Below are 26,060 nucleotides of genomic sequence, written 5' to 3'. Positions count from 1 at the left end.
TCCGCTCGTCATTAACGCTCCGGCTTGGTCATCTCCTGCAGCAGCTGATCAATGCAGCCCACTACCTGCTCTGAGTTCTGCTCGATCTCGCGGTAGAGCGCCTCTGCCTCTTCATGCTTGTGCTGATTTTTCAGCTCGATAATCTGCTGGATCACCTGATGCAATCTGGCATGCGGGGCGGCGATCGCCCTGAAGGCGGGTTGATCGCCACAGCATGCCTGCCCTTCGCTGAAGTACCAATGACCAAGGCGGCACTCCTTGTCGCTGACCGCCTCGCTGCGCGACAACCCCTCCTGCCCATCCAGATAGGCGCGCACCCGGGTCTTCCAGCCCATGTGAGCGGCGCGGGCGCGACTCAGCACCATCCGCACGTTGGAACCATCCTGGAACTGCCCGGCCAGATCCCCCAGCTTGTCCACCAGGGTCGCCACATGGCTGGCGATATGGGCGGTATCCCGCGCCACCAGCGTGGTGGCCTGGGAGATCTCGTGGACGCTGACAATATTGCGGGTGATCTCGTCGCTCACCGAGGATTGCTCCTCCGAAGCGGCGGCGATCTGGGTGTTCATGTCGCGGATGCTGTTGACCGCCCCCTTGATCCGGCCGAGGGCCTCTCCCGCCTGATTGGCCCGCTCCACCGACTCCCCCGCCCGCGAGACGCTGTGTTCGATCATGGTCACCGTGCTGCCCACCGCCCGTTGCAACTGCTCGATGGTGCCGCGGATCTCGGCGGTGGAGTGCTGGGTGCGCCCGGCCAGCGAGCGCACCTCGTCGGCCACCACCGCAAAACCACGCCCCTGTTCGCCGGCCCGGGCCGCCTCGATAGCAGCGTTGAGGGCCAGCAGGTTGGTCTGCTCGGCGATGGACTGGATCACCGCCAGCACAGAGCCAATCTGCTCGCTGGCCTTGGCAACCTCTTTCACCGTGTTGCCCGCGCTGGCGATCTCCTCCGCCAGCTGTTCGATCATGTTGACGCTCTGCTGCACCACCTCATCACCGGTGACCGCCTGATTGTCCGCTTCGTTGGCCGCTTCGGCCGCCTGTGCCGTGTTGTTGGCCACCTCGTGTACCGTGCTGGTCATCTCGGTCATGGCGGTGGCGAGCTGGGTGGTCTGCTCCTGCTGGCGCGTCATGCTGCCAAGGTTGCCGGCCGCACTGCGCGACAGCCGCTCACTCTCGCCAGCCAGCTCGCCCAAGGTGGCGGTGAGCTGGCTGATGGTGTCGCGGATCTTGGCAACAAAGCCATTGAACGCCGACCCGAGGCGACGGATCTCCTCCGGCCCTGCCACCGGCAGCTTGCTGCCGAGATCGCCGGAGCCATTGGCCAGCGCCTCCAGCGCCTTGACGCTGTCGAGCAGTGGACGGCTAAGACGCGCCAGCAGCAGCACCAGCGCCACCGCAATCAGAGCGGTGCCAAGTAGCACGATCATTACCATCTGCCAGCTCTGGCGTACCAGCGCGGCTGCAACCTCACTGTGATCACGCGCCAACTCGATCACCCCGACCGCCTTGCCGGAGAAGTCGCGCAACGGTGCCGCCATCACCAGAAAATCGCTCCCCTGCTGCTTGATGGTGGTGAAGCGGCTCTCTCCCGCCAATACCTCCTGATACCAGTCCACCGACTCACCAAGCATGGAGGTACCAGTCAGCATAACGGGCTTACCCTGTTCAAACAGATAGATGGCAAGGCGACTGTCCTTGCCCAGCAGATCGGCAAACAGCGAGGTGTCGAGGGCGCGGCCAAACTCCACCGAGCCGACCGACTGACCATTGAAAGTGACCGGCACTACGCCGCGGATCCCGGTGCCGCCCTGACCGGTCTCCAACCCGCCGACCGGTTGATGATTGCGGTTCACCTCGACCACTGCCAACCGTGTAGTAGAGAGGTCGTCGCCATGATTTGCGGGCTTGTGTACCCGATAAAGGGAAGTAGCCGGGGGAATGTGAAAGTGAAACTGCTGGATCCCCTGCGCCTTGAGGGCGGGCCAGAGCGGATCAAACAGATTGGCGAGGGTCTGCCAATCCTTGTCGGCCACCGCTTTTGCTGCATCCGGCCGCTGGGCGATCAGGGTCGCCGCCAGCACGGTTTCATGGCTGGTGTTTTTGATCACCGCTTCCACATTCTGGAGCTGGCTCCGCAGTGCAGCCTGCTCGGCCGCGAGCGCCCGCTGGCGATTTTCAAACAGATTAAAGGTAAGCAGCACCACGGCGAGCAATACGATGCCGCCGATTGCCAGCAGCGTGATCTGGTGACCCAGCTTGCGAGGGGGGAACATAAGACACCATCCTTGACAGTCATACCCAACCTACAGGATGGAACGGTTAAGTCGGGAGTCCATCAGAACTTAACCCTTTGTTGATATTGATCAAACGATTAACAAGCAAAATGCGAGGCAGCTCAAACGGGGGGAATATTCACTCACAAGGCCGAGATCGGCGCTGCGAGCCACTGGTTGAAAGTAAACCGCCCATAAACAAAAACCCCCTCGTGACAGAGGGGGTTTTTCGTGTTGGCAACGGGCGCGGATTAACGCAACGGTTTGACCGAGCGACGGACGATCAGCTCGGGCTGTACCGTCATCGATTCCACTTCCAGCTCCTTGTTGCGGATCCGGCTGACCAGATGCTTCACCGCCAACTGGCCCAGTTCGGCCTTCGGGTGACGGATGGTGGTCAGCGGCGGACTGGAGAAGCGCGCCATCTCCACATCGTCGTAGCCGATGATGGAGATATCGTCCGGCACCTTGACTCCGGCTTCCCAGGCAGCGCAAATCGCGCCGATCGCCATGGGATCGTCGAAGGCAAAGACCGCGGTCGGACGAGGCTGCAGGGCCAGGATGCGCTGCATGGCATCGAAGCCGCTCTGGCTCTCGTAATCCCCTTCAAAGACCTGCTCATCTTTGAGGGTCAGACCGTGCTCGCCCAGCGCATCACGTACCCCGTCCAGTCGCTGCTGGGTGGTCGGCTTGGAGAGCTGGCCAGTGATGCAGACGATGTCGCGGTGCCCCAGCTCCAGCAGATGGCGAACAGCCATGCGGGCGCCGATGCGGGCGTTGTCGTTGATGACGTTGGCGAAATCGCACTCCGTGCCCCAATCCAGTACCACCTGCGGCACGTTCTTGTGGATGCGCAGCATGTCACGCAACGGGGTGTCGATATCGGTACCCAATACCAGCAGTCCATCCACCCGTTTTTCCATCAGCATTCTCAGGTAATGCTGTTGGCGAGGCGGCTGGTTTTCGGTGTTGCAGAGGATCAGGCTGTAGCCCTGTTCGAAGCAGTACGCTTCAACCCCTTGCACCACTTCTGCGAAGAAGGGGTTTACGCTGGTGGTCACCAGCATACCAATGGTCTTGGTCGAATTTATTTTAAGACTGCGCGCTACCGAGTTGGGCGCGTAGTTGAGTTCTGCCACCGCCTCAATCACTTTCTGGGTCGCGTCTTCGCTGACCCGCCGAGTGTGGTTGAGCACATGTGAGACGGTGGAGATGGATACGCCTGCGCGCGAGGCGACATCCTTGATAGTGGCCATCTCTGTCTCCTGACTGTCAAAGGCGGAACATTAGCAGATTTCCCGAATAAAGGCTTGGTTTTAACGAGCTCTGCCACGGAATTGTCAATGCCGGCTAATTTAGGCGCTCATTTCTGTTTGCGCAAATGGATTCTGGTCAAAATGGGAGCGCTGTCAGAGTAAAATATCGCCAGATTAATCCTCTGGCGTTTGTCAGAATCGCCTCTCGTTACCAAGATGTTAAGTCAACAAATCAAAATTAAGCTCTGATTAGCCGAAAATAACAGGTCATTTATTTCAAAATCCGTCCATCCAACCCCCTCTGGTTAGTATCTTTAACAGCTTGTTATTGCCCCGTGAGGAATGATAGAACCATACCTATAGCCGGATGCACGGGATGTAGATCCGGAATGGCACACGGAAATGAAACAATCCACTGATTAAGGGACGAATCAATGCATAAGTTGAGCAAAATCACAGTTGGCGCAGCGGTTTCTTTGGCTCTGTTTGGATCGATCTCCATCGCCCACGCGGCAGACACCATCAAGATAGGTATCGCAGGCCCGGTTACCGGCCCGGTTGCCCAGTACGGGGACATGCAGTTCACCGGCGGCAAGATGGCGGTAGAGCAGATCAACAAGGCTGGCGGCATCAATGGCAAGCAGATCGAAGCAGTCGTCTATGACGATGCCTGCGATCCCAAACAGGCGGTGGCCGTTGCCAACAAGGTGGTGAACGACGGCGTCAAGTTCGTGGTCGGTCACCTCTGCTCCGACAACACCCTGCCCGCCTCGGACATCTATGAAGACGAGGGGATCCTGATGGTCACCCCCGCCTCCACCAACCCCAAGATCACCGAGCGCGGTTACCAGCTGACCCTGCGCACCATCGGCCTGGATAGCGATCAGGGCCCGACTGCCGCCAAGTACATCATCGAGCAGGTCAAACCCCAGCGCGTCGCCGTTATCCACGACAAGAAGCAGTACGGTGAAGGGATCGCCTCCAGCGTCAAAGCGGCGCTCGACAAGGCTGGCGTGAAAGTGGTGGCCTTTGAAGGGATCACCGCCGGTGACAAGGACTTCTCCGCCCTGATCGCCAAGCTGCAGAAAGAGAACGTCGATTTTGTCTACTACGGCGGCTATCACCCTGAGCTGGGTTTGATCCTGCGTCAGGCTGGCGAGAAGGGGCTGAAAGCCAAGTTCATGGGCCCGGAAGGGGTGGGTAACAAGGATATCTCCGCCATCGGCGGCCCGGCTTCCGAAGGCCTGCTGGTGACCCTGCCGAACAAATACGATCTGGTGCCTGCCAACGCCCCGCTGGTGGCAGCGTTCAAGGCCAAGGGTCAGGACTCCTCCGGCCCGTTCGTCTGGACTACCTATGCCGCGGTGCAAACCCTGGCCGCCGGTATCGCCAAGGCGGGTGAAGATGACCCGGCCGCCGTTGCCGCCGCCATCAAGGCCGCAGCGATCGATACCGTGATGGGCCCCCTGACCTGGGCACCGAACGGTGACCTGAAAGGCTTCGAATTCGGTGTGTTCCAGTGGCACGCTGACGGTACTTCCAGCCAAGTCAAATAATCTGCCGATCGGGGGTGAGTACGCTCACCCCCTCCTCTCTTTGCGGGCAAGTACAGGGAACGCAGTATGTCCGAACACCTCCTCTATCTGGTTCAGCAACTGCTGAACGGATTAACCATAGGCAGCACCTATGCGTTGATCGCCATTGGCTACACCATGGTCTATGGCATCATCGGCATGATCAACTTCGCCCACGGCGAGGTGTACATGATCGGCTCCTATGTCGCTTTTATGGTGATGGCGGGGCTCATGATGATGGGCATCGACAGTACCTTTCTACTGCTGGGAGGCGCCTTCCTGGTCAGTATCATCATCACCGGCACCTATGGCTGGAGCATCGAGCGGGTCGCCTACCGACCACTGCGCGGTGGCAACCGGCTGATCCCCCTCATCTCCGCCATCGGCATGTCGATCTTCTTGCAGAACATGATGCGCATGGCGCAGGGCTCGCGGGATATCGCCATGCCCAGCCTGATCTCAGGTGGCTGGACCCTGGGCGGCGAGGATGGTTTTCAGGCAAGCCTCTCCTATATGCAGCTGATCATCTTCGTGGTGACTTTCATCACCATGCTGGCGCTGACCCAGTTCATCGGCCGCTCCCGCATGGGGCGCGCCTGCCGCGCCTGCTCGGAAGATATCAAGATGGCCAACCTGCTGGGCATCGACACCCACGTGGTCATCTCCATCACCTTCGTGCTGGGGGCCGCGCTGGCCGCCGTCGCCGGGGTGCTGCTCGGCATGTATTACGGCGTCATCAACCCCTACCTCGGCTTTATGGCCGGTCTGAAGGCCTTCACTGCCGCTGTATTGGGTGGTATCGGCAGCATTCCGGGCGCCGTACTGGGCGGCCTGCTGCTCGGGGTGGTTGAAGCCCTCACCGCCGGTTATCTCAGCACCGAGTACAAAGATGTGATGGCGTTTGCCCTGCTCATTTTTGTGCTGCTCTTTATGCCGACCGGCATTCTGGGTCGTCCGGAAGTGGAGAAAGTGTGATGAAACATCAATTTATCCACGCCTGTATCGCCAGCCTGGTGTTGCTGGTGCTCTCCTTCTGGCTGCTCGGCTTCAAGCTGGAGACCGATGGCGCCAGCCTGCAGGTAGTGAGCCGCCTCGATGTGTCGCTGGCCTGGCTGCTGGGGGGAGCCACCATTGTTTTCTGGTTCCAGATGCTGCGCGGCCAGATCGCCAAGCTGTTTCAGGCCTCCATCAGCGGCTTCTCGGTCGGCTTCACCAAGCTGGTGCTGCCAAGCCCGGAAGAAGCACCCAAGCTCTATAACCTCACCGCCGTGCTGGTACTGCTGTTCGCGGTGAGCTGGCCCTTTATGGCTTCTCGCGGCGCCATCGATCTCGCCACCCTCACCCTGATTTACATCATGCTGGGGCTGGGGCTGAACGTGGTGGTCGGCCTCGCCGGTCTGCTCGATCTCGGCTATGTCGGCTTCTACGCGGTCGGTGCCTACAGCTATGCCCTGCTCAACACCTACTTCGGGCTGAGCTTCTGGGAGTGCCTGCCCATCGCCGGGCTGATGGCCGCTACCTTCGGCTTCCTGCTCGGTTTCCCGGTGCTGCGGCTGCGGGGGGACTATCTGGCCATCGTCACCCTGGGTTTTGGCGAGATCATCCGCATCCTGCTCAACAACATGACCACCCTGACCGGCGGCCCGAACGGCATATCCGGCATCCCCAAACCGACGCTGGGGGGGCTGGAGTTCAACCGCACCGTCAAGGATGGGGGCTTTGATACCTTCCACAACTTCTTCGGCATTACCTACAACGCCAACCACAAGGTGATCTTCCTCTACCTGATGGCGCTGGTGCTGGTGGTGGTGACCCTGTTTGTCATCAACCGCCTGCTGCGGATGCCCCTTGGCCGCGCCTGGGAAGCGCTGCGGGAAGACGAGATCGCCTGCAAATCGCTGGGGCTCAACCCCACCATCATCAAGCTGACCGCCTTCACCATAGGCGCTACCTTTGCCGGTTTTGCGGGCAGTTTCTTTGCCTCCCGGCAGGGCTTTATCAGCCCGGAATCCTTCGTCTTTATCGAGTCGGCCATTGTGCTGGCGATTGTGGTGCTGGGTGGTATGGGCTCCCAGATCGGGGTGGTGCTGGCGGCCATCGTGATGACGGTGCTGCCGGAGCTGGCCCGCGAATTCAACGAGTACCGCATGTTGATGTTCGGCCTCTTGATGGTGTTCATGATGATCTGGCGGCCACAGGGATTGCTGCCGATGACCCGTCCGCATCTGGAGTTGAAGAAATGAGCACTCATCAGAAGTTCATAGATGTCTCTGATCTGTCGATGCGCTATGTGGCTGAATGGCTGGTAGTGACTCGCTCCACCTTGAAACGGGAGCTGAGAAAATGAGTACTAATCAAAAGTTATTGGAAGTCTCTGATTTGTCGATGCGCTTCGGGGGCCTGCTGGCAGTCAACGGGGTAAAACTGGATATCGACAAGGGCGAGGTGATCTCCATCATCGGCCCCAACGGTGCGGGCAAGACCACCATCTTCAACTGCCTGACCGGTTTCTACTGTCCGAGCGGCGGCACCATCCGCTACAAGGGTGAGGAGATCCAGGGGCTGCCCGGCCACCTCATCGCCCGCAAGGGGATTGTGCGTACCTTCCAGCACGTGCGGCTGTTCAAGGAGATGACAGCGGTGGAGAACCTGCTGGTTGCCCAGCACCAGCACCTCAACACCAGCTTTATCGCCGGTCTGTTCAAGACTCCGGCCTTCCGCCGGGCGGAGCAGGAGGGGCTGGAGCGGGCCGCCTTCTGGCTGGATAAAGTGGGCCTCAAGGATCTTGCCAACCGCGCCGCCGGTAATCTGGCCTACGGTCAGCAGCGCCGCCTCGAGATCGCCCGCTGCATGGCGACCCGTCCCGAGCTGCTGATGCTGGACGAACCGGCCGCCGGTCTCAACCCGAAGGAGACCGACGAGCTGGACGAGCTCATCATGAGCCTGCGGGACGAATTCGGGGTCTCGGTGCTGCTGATCGAACACGATATGAAGCTGGTGATGGGCATCTCCAACCGTATCTTCGTGGTCAGCCAGGGCACCCCGCTGGCCCACGGCAAGCCGGATGAGATCCGTAACAACCCGGCAGTGATCAAGGCCTATCTGGGCGAGTCGTAAGGAAAACAAGATGTTAGAACTTCGCAACGTATCGACCCACTACGGCAAAATTCAGGCACTGCACGATGTCAGCGTCGAGGTGAAAGAGGGGGAAATCGTCACCCTGATCGGTGCCAACGGCGCGGGCAAGACTACCCTGCTGATGACCCTCTGCGGCGAACCCAAGCCCAGCAGTGGCTCCATCTGGTTTGAGGGGGAACAGATCAGCTCCCTCACCACCGCCCGCATCATGCGCAAGGATATCGCCGTGGTACCGGAGGGGCGCCGCATCTTCGCCCGCCTGACGGTGGAGGAGAACCTGCTGATGGGCGCCTTCTTCGTCGACAAAACCGCGCAGCATGGCCTGCTGGATCAGGTGTTTACCCTGTTCCCGCGCCTGCATGAGCGCCTGCAACAACGGGCGGGCACCATGTCCGGCGGCGAGCAGCAGATGCTGGCCATTGGCCGCGCCCTGATGAGCAAACCGCGCCTGCTGCTGCTGGATGAACCCTCGCTGGGGCTGGCCCCCATCGTCATCCAGCAGATCTTCGACACCATCGAACAGTTGCGGCAGAAGGGGATGACCATCTTTCTGGTGGAGCAGAACGCCAACCAGGCGCTCAAGCTGGCCGACCGCGGCTATGTGCTGGAGAACGGCCACGTGGTGCTGCAAGACACAGGAGCCGCCCTGCTGGCCAACCCGGCGGTACGGCAGGCCTATCTGGGCGGTTAACCCACTGACCCGCATGCCATATCAACAAGGGAGCCGCTGGCTCCCTTATCTTTTGTGGGGTTAGTTTGCGCCCAAGCTTGCGGTACACTGGCCCGTAATCAACCTATTCGCAGGACATCCCGATGGACCAGTTTGCCCATATCAATGCCCATGATGCCCACCAGAAACTGAGCGCGGGTGAAGCCCGTCTGGTGGATATTCGCGACCCGCAATCCTTTGAAGCGGCCCACGCGGTCGGCGCCTTCCACCTCACCAACGGCACCCTGGTGCGCTTTATGAACGAAGTGGATTTCGATACCCCGGTCATCGTGATGTGCTATCACGGCAACAGCAGTCAGGGGGCGGCTCAATACCTGCTGCAACAGGGTTATGACGAGGTCTACAGTCTGGATGGCGGCTTTGAAGCGTGGCGCCGGGAGTTTCCCATCGAGGCAGGCGAGGCATGATCCAGCTGCTGGTGCTCGACAACGCCCGCATGGCACAGGCGCTGGTGGACTATCTGGCTACCCTGGGGATCTCCTGCGAGCTGACCCAGTCCGAGCTGGGGGTCACCATCTGGCTGGCGGACGAGCAGCGCCTCGCTCAGGCCCAGCTGGAGGTGAAGCGCTTTCTGGCCGAGCCGGGCCACCCGCGCTACATGGAGGCCTCCTGGCAATCCGGCCGCGCAGATGCCCGCATCGACTACAGCAAGGGGATGACGGATCCCATCACCGACTTCCTCCATCAGGCAGGGCCACTGACGCTGGTGGTCATCATCGCCTGTCTTGCCATCTACGGCATCGAGGCCATCGGCCTGCCCATTTTTGATCAACTGGCATTCCACCCGACGCTGGCCCAGTTCACCGACTGGCAGGCGTGGCGCTATTTCACCCCCGCCCTGATCCACTTCTCGGTGCTCCATCTGGTGTTCAACTTGCTCTGGTGGTGGTATCTCGGCGGCCAGATCGAACAGCGCCTCGGCAGCGGCAAGCTGCTAATCCTGCTGCTGGTGGGCGCCGCCCTACCCAATATCGCCGAGTTCTTTGCCAGCGGCCCGCTGTTTGGCGGCCTCTCCGGCGTGGTCTATGCCCTGCTCGGCTACTGCTGGCTGCGCAGCAAGCTGCAACCGGCCTGCGGCCTCACTCTGCCACCGGCACTGATGGGTTTTATGTTGTTCTGGATGGTGCTCGGCTTCTTCGACATGCTCGGAACCAGCACCGCCAATATCGCCCACCTGACCGGTCTGTTGGTCGGCCTGCTGCAAGGCTGGCTGGATCGCAACCACCAGCCGACCTGATTTTTCAGCAGCCGCAGAAACGAGAACGCCGCCCCGAAGGGCGGCGTTTGCTTGCCAGCACAAATGGTAAAAAGCCGCCGTGATCTCGGCAAAGTGAGGGAATTGTCGGTAGAATGTCCGCCAACGCTTAAGGAGGACATCATGATCGACCCGAAGAAACTGGAAGAGATCGCCAAGCAGGTGCACAACTCCCTGCCGCCCGGCATTCGCAGCATGGGTGAAGAGGCCGAGAAGAAGATGCGTCAGGTACTGCAAGCCCAGTTGGGCAAGCTGGATCTGGTCAGCCGCGAAGAGTTCGACGTGCAGACCAAGGTGCTGCTGCGTACCCGTGAAAAACTGGCCGCCCTCGAAAGCAAGCTGGCTCAGCTCGAGCAGCAGCTCGGCGCCAAAGGCGAATAATGAAAACCCCAGCTCGGCTGGGGTTTTTGCTTTGAATTGAACCTGTAAAAACCATCACACCTGAAGCAGATACCAGGCTCGCTTGCCGCGCGCCTTGGCCTCATACATGGCACGGTCGGCAACCTCCAATGCCTGCCGGAAGCTCAATGGCTCCTCCTCCCACAGGGCGATACCGATACTCAGCCCCACCCGTTGCGGGCAACCGAGTTTGGGCACATAGCCGTGCATCCGGCTGATCAGGGCATCAGCCAGTTGCGCCAGGCCATGGCTCGACACATCCCGGTGCAGATGCACCACAAACTCGTCGCCGCCGTAACGGCCACATAGCGCCGAGCCAGGCATAATAAGGCGCAGCCAGTCCGCCATCTGCTGCAACACCAGATCGCCGCAGGCATGGCCCAGCTGGTCATTGATCCCCTTGAAATCATCCAGATCGATAAAGAGCAGCGCCCCCGCTCCTTGCGGCTGCAGCTGGGCGAACGCCTTGCCAAACCCCTGCCGGTTGAGCAAACCGGTCAGCGCGTCGCTGTTGGCACGCTCCGCCAGTCGCTGCTCATAAGCCTTGCGCTGGGTGATATCGATATGGGAGCCCATGATCCGCAGCGGCTTGCCATCGCCATCCCGATCGACGACCCGTCCCCTATCCCACAGCCAGGTAACCTCGCCTTGCGGATTGATGGTACGGTATTCGGCTTCATAGAAGGGAGTTTTGCCCTCAAGGTGGGCAAAGTAGCTGCCCATGGCATGGGCGCGATCGTCGGGATGGAGCTTGGCGCTCCACTGATCGAAATGAGGGGCCATGTCACCGGCCTGAAAGTTCTGCAGATTGAAGACGCGCAGCTCGCCGGTGGGAATGGTGCCCTGCCAGAGACAGATGCCGGTGCCATCGAGGGCGGCATTGAGCTTCTCCTGCAACAGGCCGTTTTCATGCTTCAAAGCGGCGATCTCTGCCTGCAAACGGGCCATTTCACCGCCATGAGGGGACGGGATCAGCGTTGCGACCCGCTCGACAGAGCCAGTCTCTCCCCTGTCATCCTCCGCAGATGCCCTGCCCTCTTCACTCAACACTGCGCCTCCTTGTGCTTGCTCTATGGATGCTCTTGTCAATCCCCCACAAAGATGCCATCAGCTACGTTCGATTAGTAGCCATTCATAGCCAAAATATTGAAAAATAATGGGATAACTCCGCGATAATCCAACCATTCGGTACGATCAGGTACTGCGGGAGCCCTAAAAACAAAAGCCCCCGGCAAAACCGGGGGCTGCGTCATCCAGACGGGGATCCCGTCAGATAAATTCGTAGGCGTCACCAAAGATGCGCTCCGGCTCGGCGCCAAGGATCTTGAACTCCTCCCGCGCGGCACCCGCCATCTCGAAACGGCCGGCGACATAGATGTCGTAGTCGTGGAGACTGACGAAATCATCCATGATCGCCTTGTGTACCAGCCCGCTCTTGCCGGTCCAGTCAGCCTCAGGCTCCTGCACCACCGGAATAAAGGTGAGCGGTGCATAGTCACGCTCCCACTGCTGCATCTGCTCCAGCTCATAGAGCCAGTGAGCCTGACGCACACCCCAGTAGAAGAACACCGGACGCTTGCAGCCCGTGTCGATCAGGTACTCCAGAATGGAGCGGGCGTAAGAGAAACCGGTGCCGCCCGCCATCAGGATCAGTGGACGGGGGGATTCATCGCGCAGGAACGCCTTGCCAGCCGGCAATTCAACCTCGATCTCCCCCTGCTCGCGCATGCGGGCCAGCACCTGACCGGCGTAGGCGTTCTCGGGAGTAGCACCGATTTGCAGCTCCAGCACGCCCGGACGGGTCGGCGAGTTGGCGATGGAGAAGGGGCGCTTGTCCGAATCGCTCATCACCACCAGCAGATACTGGCCCGGCTTGAAGCTGATCGCTTGCTGCGGCGTCAGGGCCACATGCCAGATGGTGTCGACATATTCGCGCAGTTCCTCTACGCGGCATTTGATACGTTGCATTCTTGTCCTTGTGGCGGGCTCGCTCGGCCCGCTTCGCTCATTGTTTCACTATGGAGTGACGACCAGCAGCCCTGGCCCCGTCAGTCGAGAATACTCAAATCAGTGCGGATCGCATCACTTTTTGCAGCAAAGCTGTCATGTTTGCCTCATCCGAGGATATTGAGCTCATCCCAGATGGCATCGACCTTCTGCTTCACCGCCTCATCCTGAACTATGGGCTGACCCCACTCCCGATTGGTCTCGCCCGGCCACTTGTTGGTGGCATCCAGCCCCATCTTGGAGCCGAGGCCGGAGACCGGCGAGGCGAAGTCCAGATAGTCGATCGGGGTGTGCTCGATCAAGGTGGTGTCCCGTGCCGGATCCATCCGGGTGGTGATGGCCCAGATCACATCCTTCCAATCGCGGGCGTTGACGTCGTCGTCACACACCACCACGAACTTGGTGTACATGAACTGGCGCAGGAAGGACCAGACCCCCAGCATCACCCGCTTGGCGTGGCCCGGGTAGCGTTTCTTGATAGTCACCACCGCCATCCGGTAGGAGCACCCCTCCGGCGGCAGATAGAAGTCCACAATCTCGGGGAACTGCTTCTGCAGCAGCGGCACAAACACCTCGTTCAGCGCCAGACCCAGTACCGCCGGTTCATCGGGCGGACGGCCGGTATAGGTGCTGTGATAGATGGCATCGCGCCGCTTGGTGATGTGGGTGATGGTGAAGACCGGGAACTCGTCCACCTCGTTGTAGTAGCCGGTGTGGTCGCCATAAGGGCCTTCCGGCGCCATCTCACCCGGCTCCAGATAGCCTTCCAGCACGATCTCGGCGCTGGCGGGCACCTCCAAATCGCAGCTGATGGCCTTGATCACTTCGGTACGGCTGCCGCGCAGCAGACCGGCAAAGGCATATTCGGAGAGAGTATCCGGCACCGGCGTCACCGCGCCGAGAATGGTCGCGGGATCGGCACCGAGTGCCACCACCACCGGGAATCGCTCACCGGGATGGGCCTCCTGCCACTCGCGAAAATCGATGGCACCGCCACGGTGATCCAGCCAGCGCATGATCAGCTTGTTTTTGGCGATCTTCTGCTGGCGATAGATACCGAGGTTCTGCCGCTTCTTGTAGGGGCCACGGGTGATGGTGAGGCCCCAGGTGACCAGCGGTGCCACATCGCCGGGCCAGCAGTGCTGGATCGGGATCTGGTCGAGATCGACCGCATCTCCCTCCTGCACCACCTGCTGGCAGGGGGCGGAAGAGAGGCGCTTGGTCGGCATGTTGAGCACCTGCTTGAAGATCGGCAGCTTCTCCATCAGCTCCTTGAATCCCTTGGGCGGCTCGGGCTCCTTGAGATAGGAGAGCCAGACCCCGACCTGACGCAAGGCGCCCACATCGGGCTGGCCCATGCCCATGGCAACCCGATCAGGTGTACCGAACAGGTTGGTCAGCACCGGCATGGTGTAGCCTTTGGGATTTTCGAACAGCAGAGCCGGGCCACCCGCACGCAGGGTACGGTCGCTGATCTCGGTCATCTCCAGATAGGGATCTATCTCGCGGGTGATGCGCTTGAGTTGTCCGTTTTGTTCCAGCTGCGCGATGAAATCACGCAAATCCTTGTATTTCATGCAAGTTCCCAACCGGGTTCAGGAGGTCACGCATTATAACCCTGGCTGCCCATCGGGTGTACCCGAATCGGGCAGCAGACTCGGTGCAATGGGTGGCATGTCACGCTGGCCGAGGCGTCTGGCCAGTGCAGAGAGCAGCTGGGGCTCGTCCACCTCCATCAACAGACCGGCCACCAGCGCCCCGTATTGACGGTTGGAGAGTTCCGCCAGCAGGTATTTCTGGGCTTGCGGCGGCAAGGGGGAGAGTGCGCTCAGCTGACGCAGGGCGGCCCCCTTCAACCCCTCGTTGCCACTGGCGGCAATCAGCAGATCGCTGGCAGCACTGCCGTGATGGAAGCGGTTGATGGTAGAGAGTGCACGCAGCGCATCCTGATCTGCCGGCCGCCGCCACAGCATGCTATAGAGCGCCGGTTCCCCGGTGCGCTGCAACAGATGGAACAACAGGTGATTGTCGGGCAGATAGATATTCTGGCTGGCCAGCGCTTGCGCCTCCCGCATCCAGATCGGTTGCGGCAAGGTGTCGAGGGCCAGCAACAGGGCTTGCTGCTGCATGGCGAGATCGGGGTTACTGCTGTAGTAGATGGACTTTAGCTGGAAGCTGCCCTGGGCAAGCTGCTGCCGATAGCGCTGCATCAGTGATTGCAGCTGCCACTCCCCCAGCAGCTGACGGGCCTGCGCGGCAAAATCATAGACAGGTTGCTGCACCAGAAAACCGTCGACCTGCTGCTCCATGAGCCACTCGGGGGCCTTGTCGGCCTGAGCCTCGACCCACTGTTGCAACGCAGGAGATGCAGGGGTGGTCGCGGGAATATCCCGCAGCAGCTGCAACAGCAGGAACTCCCGCCGCTCGCGACTCAGGGTCGCCAGCAGAGAGTCGATGGCTGCAAATTGCCCCTCCTGCAGACGGCCCGCCAGATAGCGCTGGTGAGTCTGCAACGTCTCGGCGGTCACCGCGACCGGTGCACTCTGCGCGCAGGCTGGCATTGCACTCAGCAACCCCAGCAATAACCAGAAAACAGGCTTCATGACGTCTCCATCCATGTGACATCGGGATCTCATACTACTAGGGCGACCGGAAAACAGATAAACAAAAACCGCGACCAGGGCCGCGGTTTCGTCATTTTCTGACCGGACTTACTTCTGCTGGCGCCGCATGGCGTCGAAGAACTCGTCGTTGGTCTTGGTCATCGCCAGCTTGTCGATGAGGAATTCGATACCGTCGATCTCGCCCATTGGGTGGACAATCTTGCGCAGGATCCACATCTTCTGCAGCTCGTCACCTGAGGTGAGCAGCTCTTCTTTACGAGTACCTGAGCGGGTGATGTCGATGGCCGGGTAGACGCGCTTCTCGGCAATCTTGCGCGAGAGATGCAGTTCCATGTTGCCGGTACCCTTGAACTCTTCGTAGATAACCTCGTCCATTTTGGAACCGGTATCGATCAGCGCGGTGGCGATGATGGTCAGGCTGCCGCCCTCCTCAACATTACGCGCGGCGCCGAAGAAGCGCTTCGGACGGTGCAGGGCGTTGGCATCCACACCACCGGTCAGTACCTTGCCGGATGACGGGATAACGGTGTTGTAGGCACGAGCCAGACGGGTGATGGAGTCCAGCAGGATCACCACATCTTTCTTGTGTTCGACCAGACGTTTGGCCTTCTCGATCACCATTTCGGCAACCTGAACGTGACGGGAAGCCGGCTCGTCAAAGGTGGAAGCGATCACTTCACCTTTCACCATCCGCTGCATCTCGGTCACCTCTTCCGGACGCTCGTCGATCAGCAGAACTATCAGTTCACAGTCCGGGTGGTTGTAGGCGATGCTCTGGGCGATGTTCTGCAGCAGCATGGTCTTACCGGCCTTGGGCGGCGCCACGATCAGGCCACGCTGGCCTTTACCGATGGGGGAAGCCAGGTCCAGTACACGGGCGGTGATATCTTCGGTAGAGCCGTTACCCCGTTCCATACGCAGACGTTCGTTGGCATGCAGGGGGGTAAGGTTTTCAAACAGGATCTTGTTGCGGGAGTTTTCCGGGCGGTCGTAGTTGACCTCATTGACCTTGAGCAGTGCGAAGTAGCGTTCGCCCTCTTTCGGTGGCCGGATCTTGCCGGAGATGGTATCGCCGGTACGCAGGTTGAAGCGACGGATCTGGCTCGGGGAGACGTAGATATCGTCAGGGCCTGCCAGATAGGAGCCGTCTGCACTGCGCAGGAAGCCGAAACCATCGGTCAGGATTTCCAGCACACCGTCGCCAAAGATATCTTCACCACCCTTGGCGTGCGCCTTGAGGATTGCAAAAATAATATCTTTCTTGTGCGCCCGAGCCAGATTTTCCAACCCCATGGATTCGCCAAGCTTGACCAGCTCGGACACAGGAGTGTTCTTTAATTCAGTCAGATTCATAGTGGTGAAAGTCTGTAAGCAAGGATTGAAATGAGGAGACAGTCTGCTGGATTGATGCTGATCGGATTTGATTGCCAGGCTGTGGTTAGCAAAGAGTCAGGCAAAAAGGTTAGCAAACGAGCGATAAACTAGCACCAATCGGGATGAGCGTCTAGGTGATAAAACACAAGGAGCGCATTATTGCAATGCGCTCCTCTTTAATTATTACAGGTTGCCGTCCAGGAACTCTTTCAGCTGAGTCTTGGACAGTGCACCGACCTTGGTCGCTGCCACTTCGCCATTCTTGAACAGCAAGAGGGTCGGGATACCACGAATGCCGTACTTGGGCGGAGTATCAGAGTTATGGTCGATGTTCAGTTTGGCTACGGTCACGCGACCTTCGTACTCTTGGGCAACTTCTTCCAGGATCGGGGCAATCATCTTGCACGGACCACACCACTCGGCCCAGAAGTCGACCAGAACGGCGCCATCGGCTTTGATTACATCTGCCTCGAAGCTGGCATCGCTCAGCTGAACAATCTTGTCACTCATCTCCAACTCCAGTCAGTAATTAAGGCTTTATTGACATATCAACAAAGGCAATAGTTGCCCTATTTGAAATGATCCTGTTTATTATTGCAAGCCTAACCTGATAACCTACCGCCATGAGCAAAACACACTTAACGACCGACAAATTCGCCCAAATGGGCCTCGAACCCGAAGTTCTGGCTGGTCTGGAATCAAAGGGATTTCACTATTGCACGCCCATCCAGGCACTGTCTCTGCCACTGCTGGTAGAAGGTCATGACCTCGCCGGTCAGGCCCAGACAGGAACCGGCAAGACCATTGCCTTCCTGGCCGCGACATTCAACTATTTGCTGACTCACCCGCTGACCAAGCCCCGTCTGGTTAACCAACCCAGAGCCATCATCATGGCACCCACCCGGGAACTGGCAGTACAGATCTATAACGATGCCGACAGCATCGCCGCTTCTACCGGCCTGAAACTCGGCCTCGCCTACGGTGGCGAAGGTTACGACAAGCAGCTGGCCGTGCTGGAGCAGGGCGTCGACATCCTGATCGGCACAACTGGCCGCATCATCGACTACTTCAAGTCCAAGGTGATCGATCTGAGCAACATTCAGGTCGTGGTACTGGACGAAGCGGATCGCATGTTCGATCTGGGCTTCATCAAGGACATCCGCTTCCTGTTCCGCCGCATGCCGCCCGCGACCGAGCGTCTGAGCATGCTGTTCTCCGCCACCCTCTCCCTGCGTGTGCAGGAGCTGGCCTACGAACACATGAACCACCCGGAACATGTGCAGGTAGAGCCGGAGCAGATGACCGGCGTGCGGATCAAGGAGGAGCTGTTCTACCCCTCCAACGAAGACAAGATGTTGCTGCTGCTCTCCCTGATGGAAGAGGAGTGGCCGGAAAAAGCCATCGTCTTCGCCAACACCAAGCACGTCTGTGAAGACGTCCATGCCTGGCTGGAAAACGACGGCCACCGCGTCGGTCTGCTGACCGGTGACGTGCCGCAGAAAAAGCGGATGAAGATCCTCGAGGATTTCACCAAGGGTGCGCTCGATATTCTGGTCGCCACCGACGTGGCCGCCCGTGGTCTGCACATCCCTGACGTGACCCACGTCTTCAACTATGACCTGCCCGACGACGCCGAAGACTATGTACACCGTATCGGTCGTACCGGTCGTGCCGGCAAGAGCGGTCACTCCATCAGCCTGGCCTGTGAAGACTATGCCTTCAACCTGCCGGCCATCGAGGAATACATCCACCACGCCATTCCGGTCAGCAAGTACGACCGTGAAGCGCTGCTGGATGACGTGACCCCGCCGAAACGGGTGTTCCGCAACCGTCAGCCGGTGAACCGCAACATGCGGGATCGTCAGGGCGGTGGCAACAGCAACAACCGTCGTCGTCCGCCGCGCAAGAGCTAAGGACAGGCCCGTTGCACAACTCGCCTCTCTATGCCGCTATCGACCTCGGCTCCAACAGCTTTCATATGCTGGTGGTGCGCGAGGTCGCCGGTGCCCTGCGCACCGTCGCCAAGGTCAAGCGCAAGGTTCGCCTCGCAGCCGGGCTCGATCCGGAATTTCGTCTCAGCCGTGCCGCCATGGAGCGAGGCTGGGACTGTTTGCGTCTCTTCTCCGAACAGTTGCAGGACATTCCGGCCGACAACATCCGGGTGGTGGGCACCGCAACCTTGCGGCTTGCCACCAACGTCGACGAGTTCCTCAGCGAAGCGGAACGGGTACTCAACCACAGCATCGAGATCATCTCGGGCGAGGAAGAGGCCAAGACCATCTATGAAGGGGTCTCCTGGACCTCCGCCGGGGAAGGCAACCGGCTGGTGATCGACATCGGCGGTGCCAGCACCGAACTGGTGATCGGCGAACATAGCGAAGCAAAACTGCTCAACAGCCTGCACATGGGCTGCGTCACCTGGCTCAACAATCACTTTGGTGATGGTGAGCTCTCCGAAGCTCGTTTCGAGCAGGCGATTGCCGCCGCCAAGGCGGTGCTGGAAAAGGTGGCGGAAGATTACCGCGCCCTCGGCTGGCGCACCTGCGTCGGCGCCTCCGGCACGGTACAGGCGCTGCAAGAGATCATGCTGGCGCAAGGGAAGAGCGAGCGGGTCACCCTGCCGAAGTTGCAGGAGTTGATGGGTCAGGCCATCGCCTGCGGCAAGCTCGACCGGCTGCAACTGGAAGGGCTGGCGGCCGAGCGACTGACCGTGTTCCCCTCCGGCCTCGCCATCCTGATCGCCATCTTCGAAACACTCGATATCGAGAGCATGACCCTCGCGGGGGGCGCCCTGCGTGAAGGACTGATCTACGGTCTGCTGGGCAACAATCACGACTGTGATGCCCGGGATCGTACCGCCGACAGCCTGATCAGCCGCTATCAGCTGGATAAAGAGCACGCCGAACGGGTGCGCGATACCGCCGTCGAGGCGTTCAACCAGCTGCAACCGGCCTGGCGACTCTCCAAACGCTACGGTCGCCCGATCTTGCGTTATGCCGCCCTGCTGCACGAGATCGGCCTCTGTATCGAGTACAAGAAGGCGCCGCAACACGCCGCCTACATCATCGACAACATCGACATGCCGGGCTTTACCCCTGCGCAAAAGAAGCTGTTGTCGGCCCTGCTGTTCAACCAGCGGGACGAATTCAAGCTGGAACCACTGGAGAAACAGGGGGCCGTCACCGGTCGTCAGGCGATCCGGCTGGCCCGTATCCTGCGCATCGCGCTGATCCTCTGCATGCGCCGTACCCAGGGCACAGTGCCCAGCTTCACCCTGCAGGCAGAAGAGGAGTCACTGACCCTGACCCTGCCCAAGGGCTGGATGGATGAACACTACCTGCGCGCAAGCGAGCTGCGCTTTGAAGTGGAACGCCAGCAGAAGATGGGCTGGCCGACCCGCGTACAGGAAGCCTGACTCAGCAACCTGCCCGTTTTGGAGCCGATCATGCCGGATTATCAACCCATCAGCTGCGATCTCTACGACTGGCTCGAAATTGCTGCCAGCTGGCAACTGCCGGTGACCCTCACCAGCCGCGATGGTCGCCAATGGGATGACAAGCTCCGCACTATCGAAGCCAGCGAAGGGGTCGAGTATCTGCTGCTGCACAGTGGCGAGCGGCTCAGTCTGGCAGAACTGGCGACCCTGCGCCTGAACTGGCAAGGGGAAGAGAAGCTGATCCGCTTCGCGCCAACCAACTGAATCTATTACGAAAAAGGAGGGCCAACATGATGTTGGCCCTCCTTTTTGCATCTGCGGCTCACACCGGCCGTTAACCCGCCGCCAGCGCCGCCATCACGTAGACATCGAAGCGGTTGCTCTTGGTCTCGATGGCCATGCTGGGCTTCTGTTCATTGAGCCAGCCGGCGTAGTCGGGGCGTTTCACCACAACCCGCTTCTCAGCCATCTTGAGCGCGGCAGGCAACAAGGCATCCGCATCGAGATCCGGACCCACCAGCGACTGGAACACCCGCATCTCTTTTTTCACCAGCGCCGACTTCTGCTTGTGCGGGAACATGGGGTCGAGGTAGATCACCTCTGGCCGCTCCGGCAGCGCCAGCAGGTTGGCCACCGCCGGGCCTTGCAGCAGGAGCATCCGCTCGCTGACCCAGGGGCCAATCTCGGGATCCTGTGCCGCCCGCGCCAGCCCGTCCTGCAACAGAGCGGCCACCACAGGGCTGCGTTCGATCAGGGTCACCTTGCAACCGAGGGAGGCGAGCACGAAGGCATCGCGTCCCAGCCCGGCCGTGGCATCGACCACGGTCGGAGTCGCCCCCGACTTGAGCCCCACCGCCTTGGCGATAGACTGACCGCGACCGCCGCCAAACTTGCGGCGATGTGCCACCGCCCCTTCCACGAAGTCCACATAGACGGCACCCAGCTTGGGCTCATCCAGCTTGCGCAGCTCCAGTCTCTCTTCAGTCAGTACCAGCGCAAACGGAGCTAGAAACTCCACGTCGGCAAGGCGTAAACGCAGGGTGTCGAGCTCGCCATCACGGGCGGGGACTTCACTGAAAACCTGAATATGGGGCATAGGAGACAGACTCATGGCACGTACAGAAGCGGCCATGATAACAGAAGCGGTGGATCAGCTCACGACAGTGAGGTTCATCCCCTGACGGTTGAGAGCGAGGTAATCAATGAGATCGTCATAGGCCAGCGGGCGGCTGAGCAGATAACCCTGAGTGAAGGCGCACCCTTTCTGGCAGAGGAAGTTGAGCTGCTCGCGGGTCTCAACCCCCTCGATCACCACCTGCATACCGAGGTTGTGCACTATGTTGATGATGCCGTCGAGCAGCATCCTATCCTGCTCGTTGAAGGGGATATGGCGCACGAAGGAGCGGTCGATCTTGACCAGATCGACCGGGAAGGTGCGCAGATAGTTGAGGGCCGAGTAGCCGGTACCGAAATCGTCGATGGCCAGCTTGCAGCCCGCCTCGCGCAGGGCATCGATCCGCACCCTGTGCTGATCGCTGCTCTCCATCAGCAGAGATTCGGTGATTTCGATGACGATGTCGGCAGGATCGAGCCCGAAATGCTGGATCACCTTGAGCCACTCACTCGCCTCGGGGTCGATGGTCTGGAACTCCATGGTGGAACGGTTGATCGACATCTGCAGATCAGGGAAGCCGGATTGCTGCAACCGCGCCAGATCCCGGCACGATTGCCACAATACCAGCGCACCCAGCCCCTGAATCAATCCCGCCTCTTCCGCCAGCGGAATAAACTCGGCAGGGGATACCTGCCCCCAGTGGGGGTGATACCAGCGCACCAGCGCCTCCAGCTTGGCGACCCGTCCGCTGCGATTGTCCCAGATCGGCTGGTAGGCCATGGTCAGCTGCTCCAGCTTGATCGCTTCGGCCAAATCCTGCTGCATCTGGTGGCGCTGGCGCACCTCTTCCCGCATGGATGAGCAGTAGGCACCGAGCAACCTTCCCTGCCGCTTGGCCGCAAACAGCGCCTGTTCGGCATTGCGCAGCAGCTCGTCGCTCTCGCTGCCATCGACCGGACAGAGAGTCATGCCGATGGTCGCGGTCACATAGAGATGCTGGTTGGCCAGCATAAAGGGGCGGGCGAAACTGCCGATCACCTGCTTGGCAAACACCTCGGCCTGACGGCGGGTGACGATGCCGGGCACCAGGAACGCGAACTCATCGCCACCGATACGGGCCACCAAATCTTCGGTGCGCACCCGGCTCACCAGTCGATCCGACACCTCCCGCAGCAGGGCATCGCCAGCATGGTGATCCATGCTGTTATTGACCGCCTTGAAGTTGTTGAGGTCGAGCACCATGAGCGCGAAGCGCTCGCCCCGCTCGCAGAAACGGGTGAGGCAGCGGCCAAACAGCCAGCGGTTGGGCAGGCTGGTGAGGTTGTCGTAGTTGGCCTGGGTCGCGATCTTCTGCTCGGCCACCTTAGTCTGGGAAAGATCGCTGAAAATGGCGATATATTGCTGGATTTTGCCGGCTTCGCGCAGGGTGCTGATCATCAGCTGCTGCGGATAGAGCTTGCCGTTCTTGCGCTTGTTCCACACCTCGCCACGCCACACCCCCACCCGCTCCAGCGCATGGTACATGTCGGCATAGAAGGTCTGATCGTGCAGCCCGGACTTGAGCATGCTGGGACGCTGGCCCCGCACCTCGTCGCTGCTGTAGCCGGTGATCTGCTCGAAGGCCGGGTTGACCGAGATGATGCGGCTGTCGGCATCGCACACCAGAATCGCTTCGGAGAGGTTGTCGTAGACCCGGTGGGAGAGCTTGAGCTGCTCCGCATGGCGCTTGAGGGGATCGATATTCTCCAGCAGCACCATCAGGTAATCCGGCTGCTGCTGCTCGTCGCGGATCAGGGTGACAGTTACCCGCCCCCACAGGATCTCGCCCCCCTTGCAGAAGTAGCGCTTCTCCTGGGTGAAACTGCTGCGATCGCCGCGCCGGATCTCTTCGTAGCACTCAAGGCTGCGCTGCCAATCCTCCGGGTGATTGATGTCGGAGATGGAGCGATGAAGCAGCTCATCGAGGGGATAACCCAGCATCTTCTCGATGGCCGGATTGGCCCAGAGAATGTGGCCGGCGAGATCGAGTTTGCCGATCCCCACCGGGGCCTGAAACAGCATGCTCTGCAGCACATGGGGGGTATCAGGCAAGAGTTGCGGCAGCTGGCGTTGCAGCATCAGCGCCAGTTCACGACCGGCCAGCGGCCCCAGCAACCGGAGCAGCCCCATCACCTTGGTCATATTGACCTGCGGCTGACGATAGAGCAGGCAGCAGATACCTATGGTCTCGCCATCCGCATCCTTGAGGGCGATCCCGGCGTAGGCCTGGGCTTGCCACGCATCGGCAAGCGGCATCGCGGGGAACAGCTGCAACAGACGATCGCTGAACCAGGCTTCCCCCTCCTGCCAGGTAATGGCATCGGGAGAGTCAGTGATTGGCAGTGTCAGGGTATCGGGGTCAAGAGAGGAGGGGTAGGCAGCCTGAACCGTCAGGTAGGTAGCATTTGATTCCCTGCTGGCGATCAGGACGACATCAGCCATCACAGCAGCGGCGATTTCACTCACAAAGGTATCGAAATATCCCTGGCCGCTCGAATGAGCCAGACTTGAGATGATTTGATAGACGGAATCGAGTGCTCGCCTCATGGCAAGTGGCTTTCTCTCCTTGAAGGTTAGAACACGACTCTACTGAAGAGCTGTGAGCAGTGCAAATATGCAATCAGCAAGATATTAAAAAGCCTTGAAAAAAGGGACCAAAAGGTCCCTTTTTGTCGCAGAAATCACGACTCGATCCCACTATGCCGCAAAATAGTGTACCTGCTTGAAGCTCACACAGGCGGCGGGTCAGGAATCTCAGGCAGCGATCCCGCTGTGTCGCAACAGTGCATCCACCTTGGGCTCACGACCACGGAAGGCTCGGAACAGCTCCATCGGCTCCTTCGAGCCTCCCTTCTCCAGAATATTCTTCAGGAAGGATTGGCCGGTGGCCGGGTTGAAGATCCCCTCCTCCTCGAAGCGGGAGAAGGCATCGGCAGAGAGCACCTCGGCCCACTTGTAGCTGTAGTAGCCCGCCGCATAGCCGCCCGCGAAGATGTGGGAGAAGCAGTGCTGGAAGCGATTGAACTCCGGTGGCGTCATCACTGCTACCTGACTGCGCACCTCATCCAGCAGCGCCGGGAGCTGCGCCGGGTTGGCCGGGTCAAACTCCTGATGCAGGCGGAAGTCGAACAGGGCGAACTCCAACTGGCGCAGCATCTGCATCGCCGCCTGGAAGTTGCGGGCGGTCAGCATCTTCTCCAGCAGATCGGCAGGCAGCGGCTCGCCGGTCTCGTAGTGGCCGGAGATAAAGGCCAGCGCCTCGGACTCCCAGCACCAGTTCTCGAGGAACTGGCTCGGCAGCTCCACCGCATCCCAGGCCACGCCGTTGATACCGGCGACACCGGCCACGTCGATGCGGGTCAGCATGTGGTGAATGCCGTGGCCAAACTCATGGAACAGGGTGACCACTTCGTTGTGGGTAAACAGCGCAGGCTTGCCATCCACCGGGCCGTTGAAGTTGCAAGTCAGGTAGGCCACCGGCTTTTGCAGCGAGCCATCCTGACGGTAGCGACGACCCAGACAGACATCCATCCAGGCCCCGCCCTGCTTGTGCTCGCGGGCGTAGAGGTCGAGGTAGAAGCTGCCGCGCAGCTCGTCGTCGGCATCAAAGATATCGTAGAAGCGCACGTCCGGGTGCCAGGTGTCGATGCCGAGGCGCTCGCGCACCTTCATGCCGAACACCCGCTTCACCACCTCGAACAGCCCCTTCACCACCTTGCTGGCGGGGAAGTAGGGGCGCAGCTGCTCATCGGAGATGGAGAACTTGTGCTGCTTGAGCTTCTCGGCGTAGTAAGCGAGATCCCAGGCTGCCAGCTCGCTCTGACCATGCTGCTCGGCGGCGAAGGCGCGGATCTCCTCCAGCTCAGCCTTACCTTGTGGCAGGGATTTGGCCGCCAGATCGGTGAGGAAGCTCACCACCTGTTCGGTCTTGTCCGCCATCTTGGTGGCCAAGGAGAGCTCGGCATAGTTGGCAAAGCCCAGCAGCTGGGCCAGTTCGCGGCGCAGGGTGAGCAGCTCGCTCATGATGGCGGAGTTGTCCCACTTGCCCGCATTGGGGCCCTGATCGGAGGCGCGGGTGGTGAAGGCCTCATACATCTCGGCCCGCAGCTCGCGGTTGTCGGCATACATCATCACCGGCAGATAAGAGGGGATATCCAGCGTGAACAGCCACCCCTCTTTGCCTTTAAGTTCAGCCATCTGACGGGCAGCGGCACGCACACTGTCGGGCAGACCGGCCAATTCGGCTTCATCGGCCACCAGCTTGTGCCAGCCATGGGTCGCATCCAGCACGTTGTTGCTGAAACGGGAGGCCAGCTCGGAGAGGCGGGCCTGAATCTCGCCGTAACGCTGCTGCGCCTCGGCAGGCAGACCGATACCGGAGAGGCGGAAGTCACGCAGGGTATTCTGGATCTCCTTGCGCTGGGCACCGCTCAGCAGCGGGAAATCATCGCTCTGGGAGAGGGAAAGATAGGCCTGATAGAGCCCTTCATGCTGACCGACATAGGTCTGGAATTCGGAGAGCAGCGGCAAGCAGGCGTCATGGGCCTCGCGCAGCGCTTCGCTATTGAGTACGGAGTTGAGGTGGCTGACCGGTGACCAGATCCGTGACAGGCGGTCATTTACCTCTTCCAGCGGGGCAATCAGGCTATCCCAGGTATGGGGATCACGCTGGGCCAGCACATCGCTGATCTTCTGCTTACAGTCAGCAATCGCCTGAATCACGGCAGGCTGAACCTGCTCCGGCTTGATCTGGCTGAAAGGGGGCAGAGAATCCATTGTCAGCAAAGGGTTATTCATCCCGGTTACCTCTTGTTTGGTCTTGAACAGACCGCTTTAGC

At 60.1% G+C, this 26,060-nt stretch carries 22 protein-coding genes; 11 read left to right on the top strand and 11 right to left on the bottom strand.

Going from position 1 to position 26,060, the window contains the following annotated elements:
- Positions 1-11: 11 nt before the first annotated feature.
- On the bottom strand, positions 12-2,276 hold the full coding sequence (locus tag AB5Z02_RS04130) for a methyl-accepting chemotaxis protein (RefSeq protein WP_368215355.1): 2,265 nt from the start codon (positions 2,274-2,276) through the stop codon (positions 12-14).
- A 251-nt stretch (positions 2,277-2,527) separates the two neighbouring features.
- A complete protein-coding gene (locus tag AB5Z02_RS04125) occupies positions 2,528-3,532 on the bottom strand; it encodes a substrate-binding domain-containing protein (protein ID WP_005355925.1) in 1,005 nt (334 codons plus the stop codon).
- A gap of 434 nt (positions 3,533-3,966) precedes the next feature.
- Between AB5Z02_RS04125 and AB5Z02_RS04120 the strand changes: the two genes are divergently transcribed.
- From AB5Z02_RS04120 to AB5Z02_RS04085, 8 genes are all read left to right on the top strand, one after another.
- Positions 3,967-5,088, top strand: a complete 1,122-nt coding sequence (locus AB5Z02_RS04120) for a branched-chain amino acid ABC transporter substrate-binding protein (protein WP_368215353.1) — start codon at positions 3,967-3,969, stop codon at positions 5,086-5,088.
- A 66-nt stretch (positions 5,089-5,154) separates the two neighbouring features.
- Positions 5,155-6,081 carry a high-affinity branched-chain amino acid ABC transporter permease LivH gene (gene livH, locus AB5Z02_RS04115; RefSeq protein WP_005339439.1) on the top strand — a complete coding sequence of 309 codons (927 nt, stop codon included), beginning with the start codon at positions 5,155-5,157 and terminating at the stop codon, positions 6,079-6,081.
- Complete coding sequence (locus AB5Z02_RS04110; protein ID WP_216979827.1) at positions 6,081-7,349, top strand: high-affinity branched-chain amino acid ABC transporter permease LivM; 1,269 nt, start codon at positions 6,081-6,083, stop codon at positions 7,347-7,349. The genes livH and AB5Z02_RS04110 overlap by 1 nt, the downstream gene beginning before the upstream one ends.
- 100 nt (positions 7,350-7,449) lie before the next feature.
- Positions 7,450-8,223: a high-affinity branched-chain amino acid ABC transporter ATP-binding protein LivG gene (livG, locus tag AB5Z02_RS04105; protein WP_216952428.1), complete on the top strand. Its 774-nt coding sequence runs from the start codon at positions 7,450-7,452 to the stop codon at positions 8,221-8,223.
- 10 nt (positions 8,224-8,233) lie between these two features.
- Entirely contained in the window at positions 8,234-8,935 is a 702-nt protein-coding gene (locus tag AB5Z02_RS04100; protein ID WP_368215351.1) for an ABC transporter ATP-binding protein, read from the top strand.
- Positions 8,936-9,057: 122 nt separating this feature from the next.
- A complete protein-coding gene (gene glpE / locus AB5Z02_RS04095; RefSeq protein WP_005355913.1) occupies positions 9,058-9,381 on the top strand; it encodes a thiosulfate sulfurtransferase GlpE in 324 nt (107 codons plus the stop codon).
- Positions 9,378-10,211 carry a rhomboid family intramembrane serine protease GlpG gene (gene glpG, locus AB5Z02_RS04090; protein ID WP_160881403.1) on the top strand — a complete coding sequence of 278 codons (834 nt, stop codon included), beginning with the start codon at positions 9,378-9,380 and terminating at the stop codon, positions 10,209-10,211. Before glpE ends, glpG begins: the two co-directional genes overlap by 4 nt.
- A gap of 141 nt (positions 10,212-10,352) precedes the next feature.
- Positions 10,353-10,610, top strand: coding sequence for an accessory factor UbiK family protein (locus AB5Z02_RS04085; RefSeq protein WP_005339429.1), 258 nt, complete (start codon positions 10,353-10,355; stop codon positions 10,608-10,610).
- A gap of 54 nt (positions 10,611-10,664) precedes the next feature.
- Here the strand turns inward: AB5Z02_RS04085 and AB5Z02_RS04080 are convergent, their stop codons facing one another.
- The 6 genes from AB5Z02_RS04080 to trxA all read right to left on the bottom strand — a co-directional run bounded on the left by AB5Z02_RS04080 (position 10,665) and on the right by trxA (position 17,143).
- The gene (locus AB5Z02_RS04080; RefSeq protein WP_368215349.1) at positions 10,665-11,678 is read right to left on the bottom strand and encodes a GGDEF domain-containing protein; all 1,014 of its coding nucleotides are present in this window, start codon (positions 11,676-11,678) and stop codon (positions 10,665-10,667) included.
- Between the two features lie 219 nt (positions 11,679-11,897).
- On the bottom strand, positions 11,898-12,596 hold the full coding sequence (gene fre, locus AB5Z02_RS04075) for an NAD(P)H-flavin reductase (protein ID WP_040069858.1): 699 nt from the start codon (positions 12,594-12,596) through the stop codon (positions 11,898-11,900).
- Between the two features lie 146 nt (positions 12,597-12,742).
- A complete protein-coding gene (gene ubiD, locus AB5Z02_RS04070; protein WP_005339421.1) occupies positions 12,743-14,212 on the bottom strand; it encodes a 4-hydroxy-3-polyprenylbenzoate decarboxylase in 1,470 nt (489 codons plus the stop codon).
- A gap of 33 nt (positions 14,213-14,245) precedes the next feature.
- On the bottom strand, positions 14,246-15,238 hold the full coding sequence (locus tag AB5Z02_RS04065) for a hypothetical protein (protein WP_040069856.1): 993 nt from the start codon (positions 15,236-15,238) through the stop codon (positions 14,246-14,248).
- Between the two features lie 108 nt (positions 15,239-15,346).
- On the bottom strand, positions 15,347-16,612 hold the full coding sequence (gene rho / locus AB5Z02_RS04060) for a transcription termination factor Rho (protein WP_005339417.1): 1,266 nt from the start codon (positions 16,610-16,612) through the stop codon (positions 15,347-15,349).
- Positions 16,613-16,816: 204 nt separating this feature from the next.
- Entirely contained in the window at positions 16,817-17,143 is a 327-nt protein-coding gene (trxA, locus tag AB5Z02_RS04055) for a thioredoxin TrxA (RefSeq protein WP_005339416.1), read from the bottom strand.
- 113 nt (positions 17,144-17,256) lie between these two features.
- On the opposite strand from trxA, the gene rhlB reads away from it, so the two are divergent.
- From rhlB to AB5Z02_RS04040, 3 genes are read left to right on the top strand one after another with little or no spacing between them, the layout of a single operon-like run.
- The gene (gene rhlB, locus AB5Z02_RS04050) at positions 17,257-18,546 is read left to right on the top strand and encodes an ATP-dependent RNA helicase RhlB (RefSeq protein ID WP_005339414.1); all 1,290 of its coding nucleotides are present in this window, start codon (positions 17,257-17,259) and stop codon (positions 18,544-18,546) included.
- 11 nt (positions 18,547-18,557) lie between these two features.
- Positions 18,558-20,048 (top strand): guanosine-5'-triphosphate,3'-diphosphate diphosphatase, encoded by a 1,491-nt coding sequence (gene gppA / locus AB5Z02_RS04045; protein ID WP_005355894.1) that lies wholly within the window; start codon positions 18,558-18,560, stop codon positions 20,046-20,048.
- 30 nt (positions 20,049-20,078) lie between these two features.
- On the top strand, positions 20,079-20,333 hold the full coding sequence (locus tag AB5Z02_RS04040) for a Rho-binding antiterminator (RefSeq protein WP_236323264.1): 255 nt from the start codon (positions 20,079-20,081) through the stop codon (positions 20,331-20,333).
- Positions 20,334-20,403: 70 nt separating this feature from the next.
- Here the strand turns inward: AB5Z02_RS04040 and AB5Z02_RS04035 are convergent, their stop codons facing one another.
- The 3 genes from AB5Z02_RS04035 to prlC all read right to left on the bottom strand — a co-directional run bounded on the left by AB5Z02_RS04035 (position 20,404) and on the right by prlC (position 26,019).
- Positions 20,404-21,156 (bottom strand): class I SAM-dependent methyltransferase, encoded by a 753-nt coding sequence (locus AB5Z02_RS04035; RefSeq protein WP_368215368.1) that lies wholly within the window; start codon positions 21,154-21,156, stop codon positions 20,404-20,406.
- A 63-nt stretch (positions 21,157-21,219) separates the two neighbouring features.
- Positions 21,220-23,769, bottom strand: a complete 2,550-nt coding sequence (locus tag AB5Z02_RS04030) for a putative bifunctional diguanylate cyclase/phosphodiesterase (RefSeq protein WP_368215346.1) — start codon at positions 23,767-23,769, stop codon at positions 21,220-21,222.
- Between the two features lie 207 nt (positions 23,770-23,976).
- Positions 23,977-26,019 carry an oligopeptidase A gene (prlC, locus tag AB5Z02_RS04025; RefSeq protein ID WP_368215344.1) on the bottom strand — a complete coding sequence of 681 codons (2,043 nt, stop codon included), beginning with the start codon at positions 26,017-26,019 and terminating at the stop codon, positions 23,977-23,979.
- Positions 26,020-26,060: the final 41 nt, after the last annotated feature.

The sequence above is a fragment of the Aeromonas sp. R2-3 genome (genome assembly GCF_040908375.1).
Taxonomy (GTDB): domain Bacteria; phylum Pseudomonadota; class Gammaproteobacteria; order Enterobacterales; family Aeromonadaceae; genus Aeromonas; species Aeromonas veronii.
This window is presented reverse-complemented; position numbering and strand designations above follow the sequence as displayed.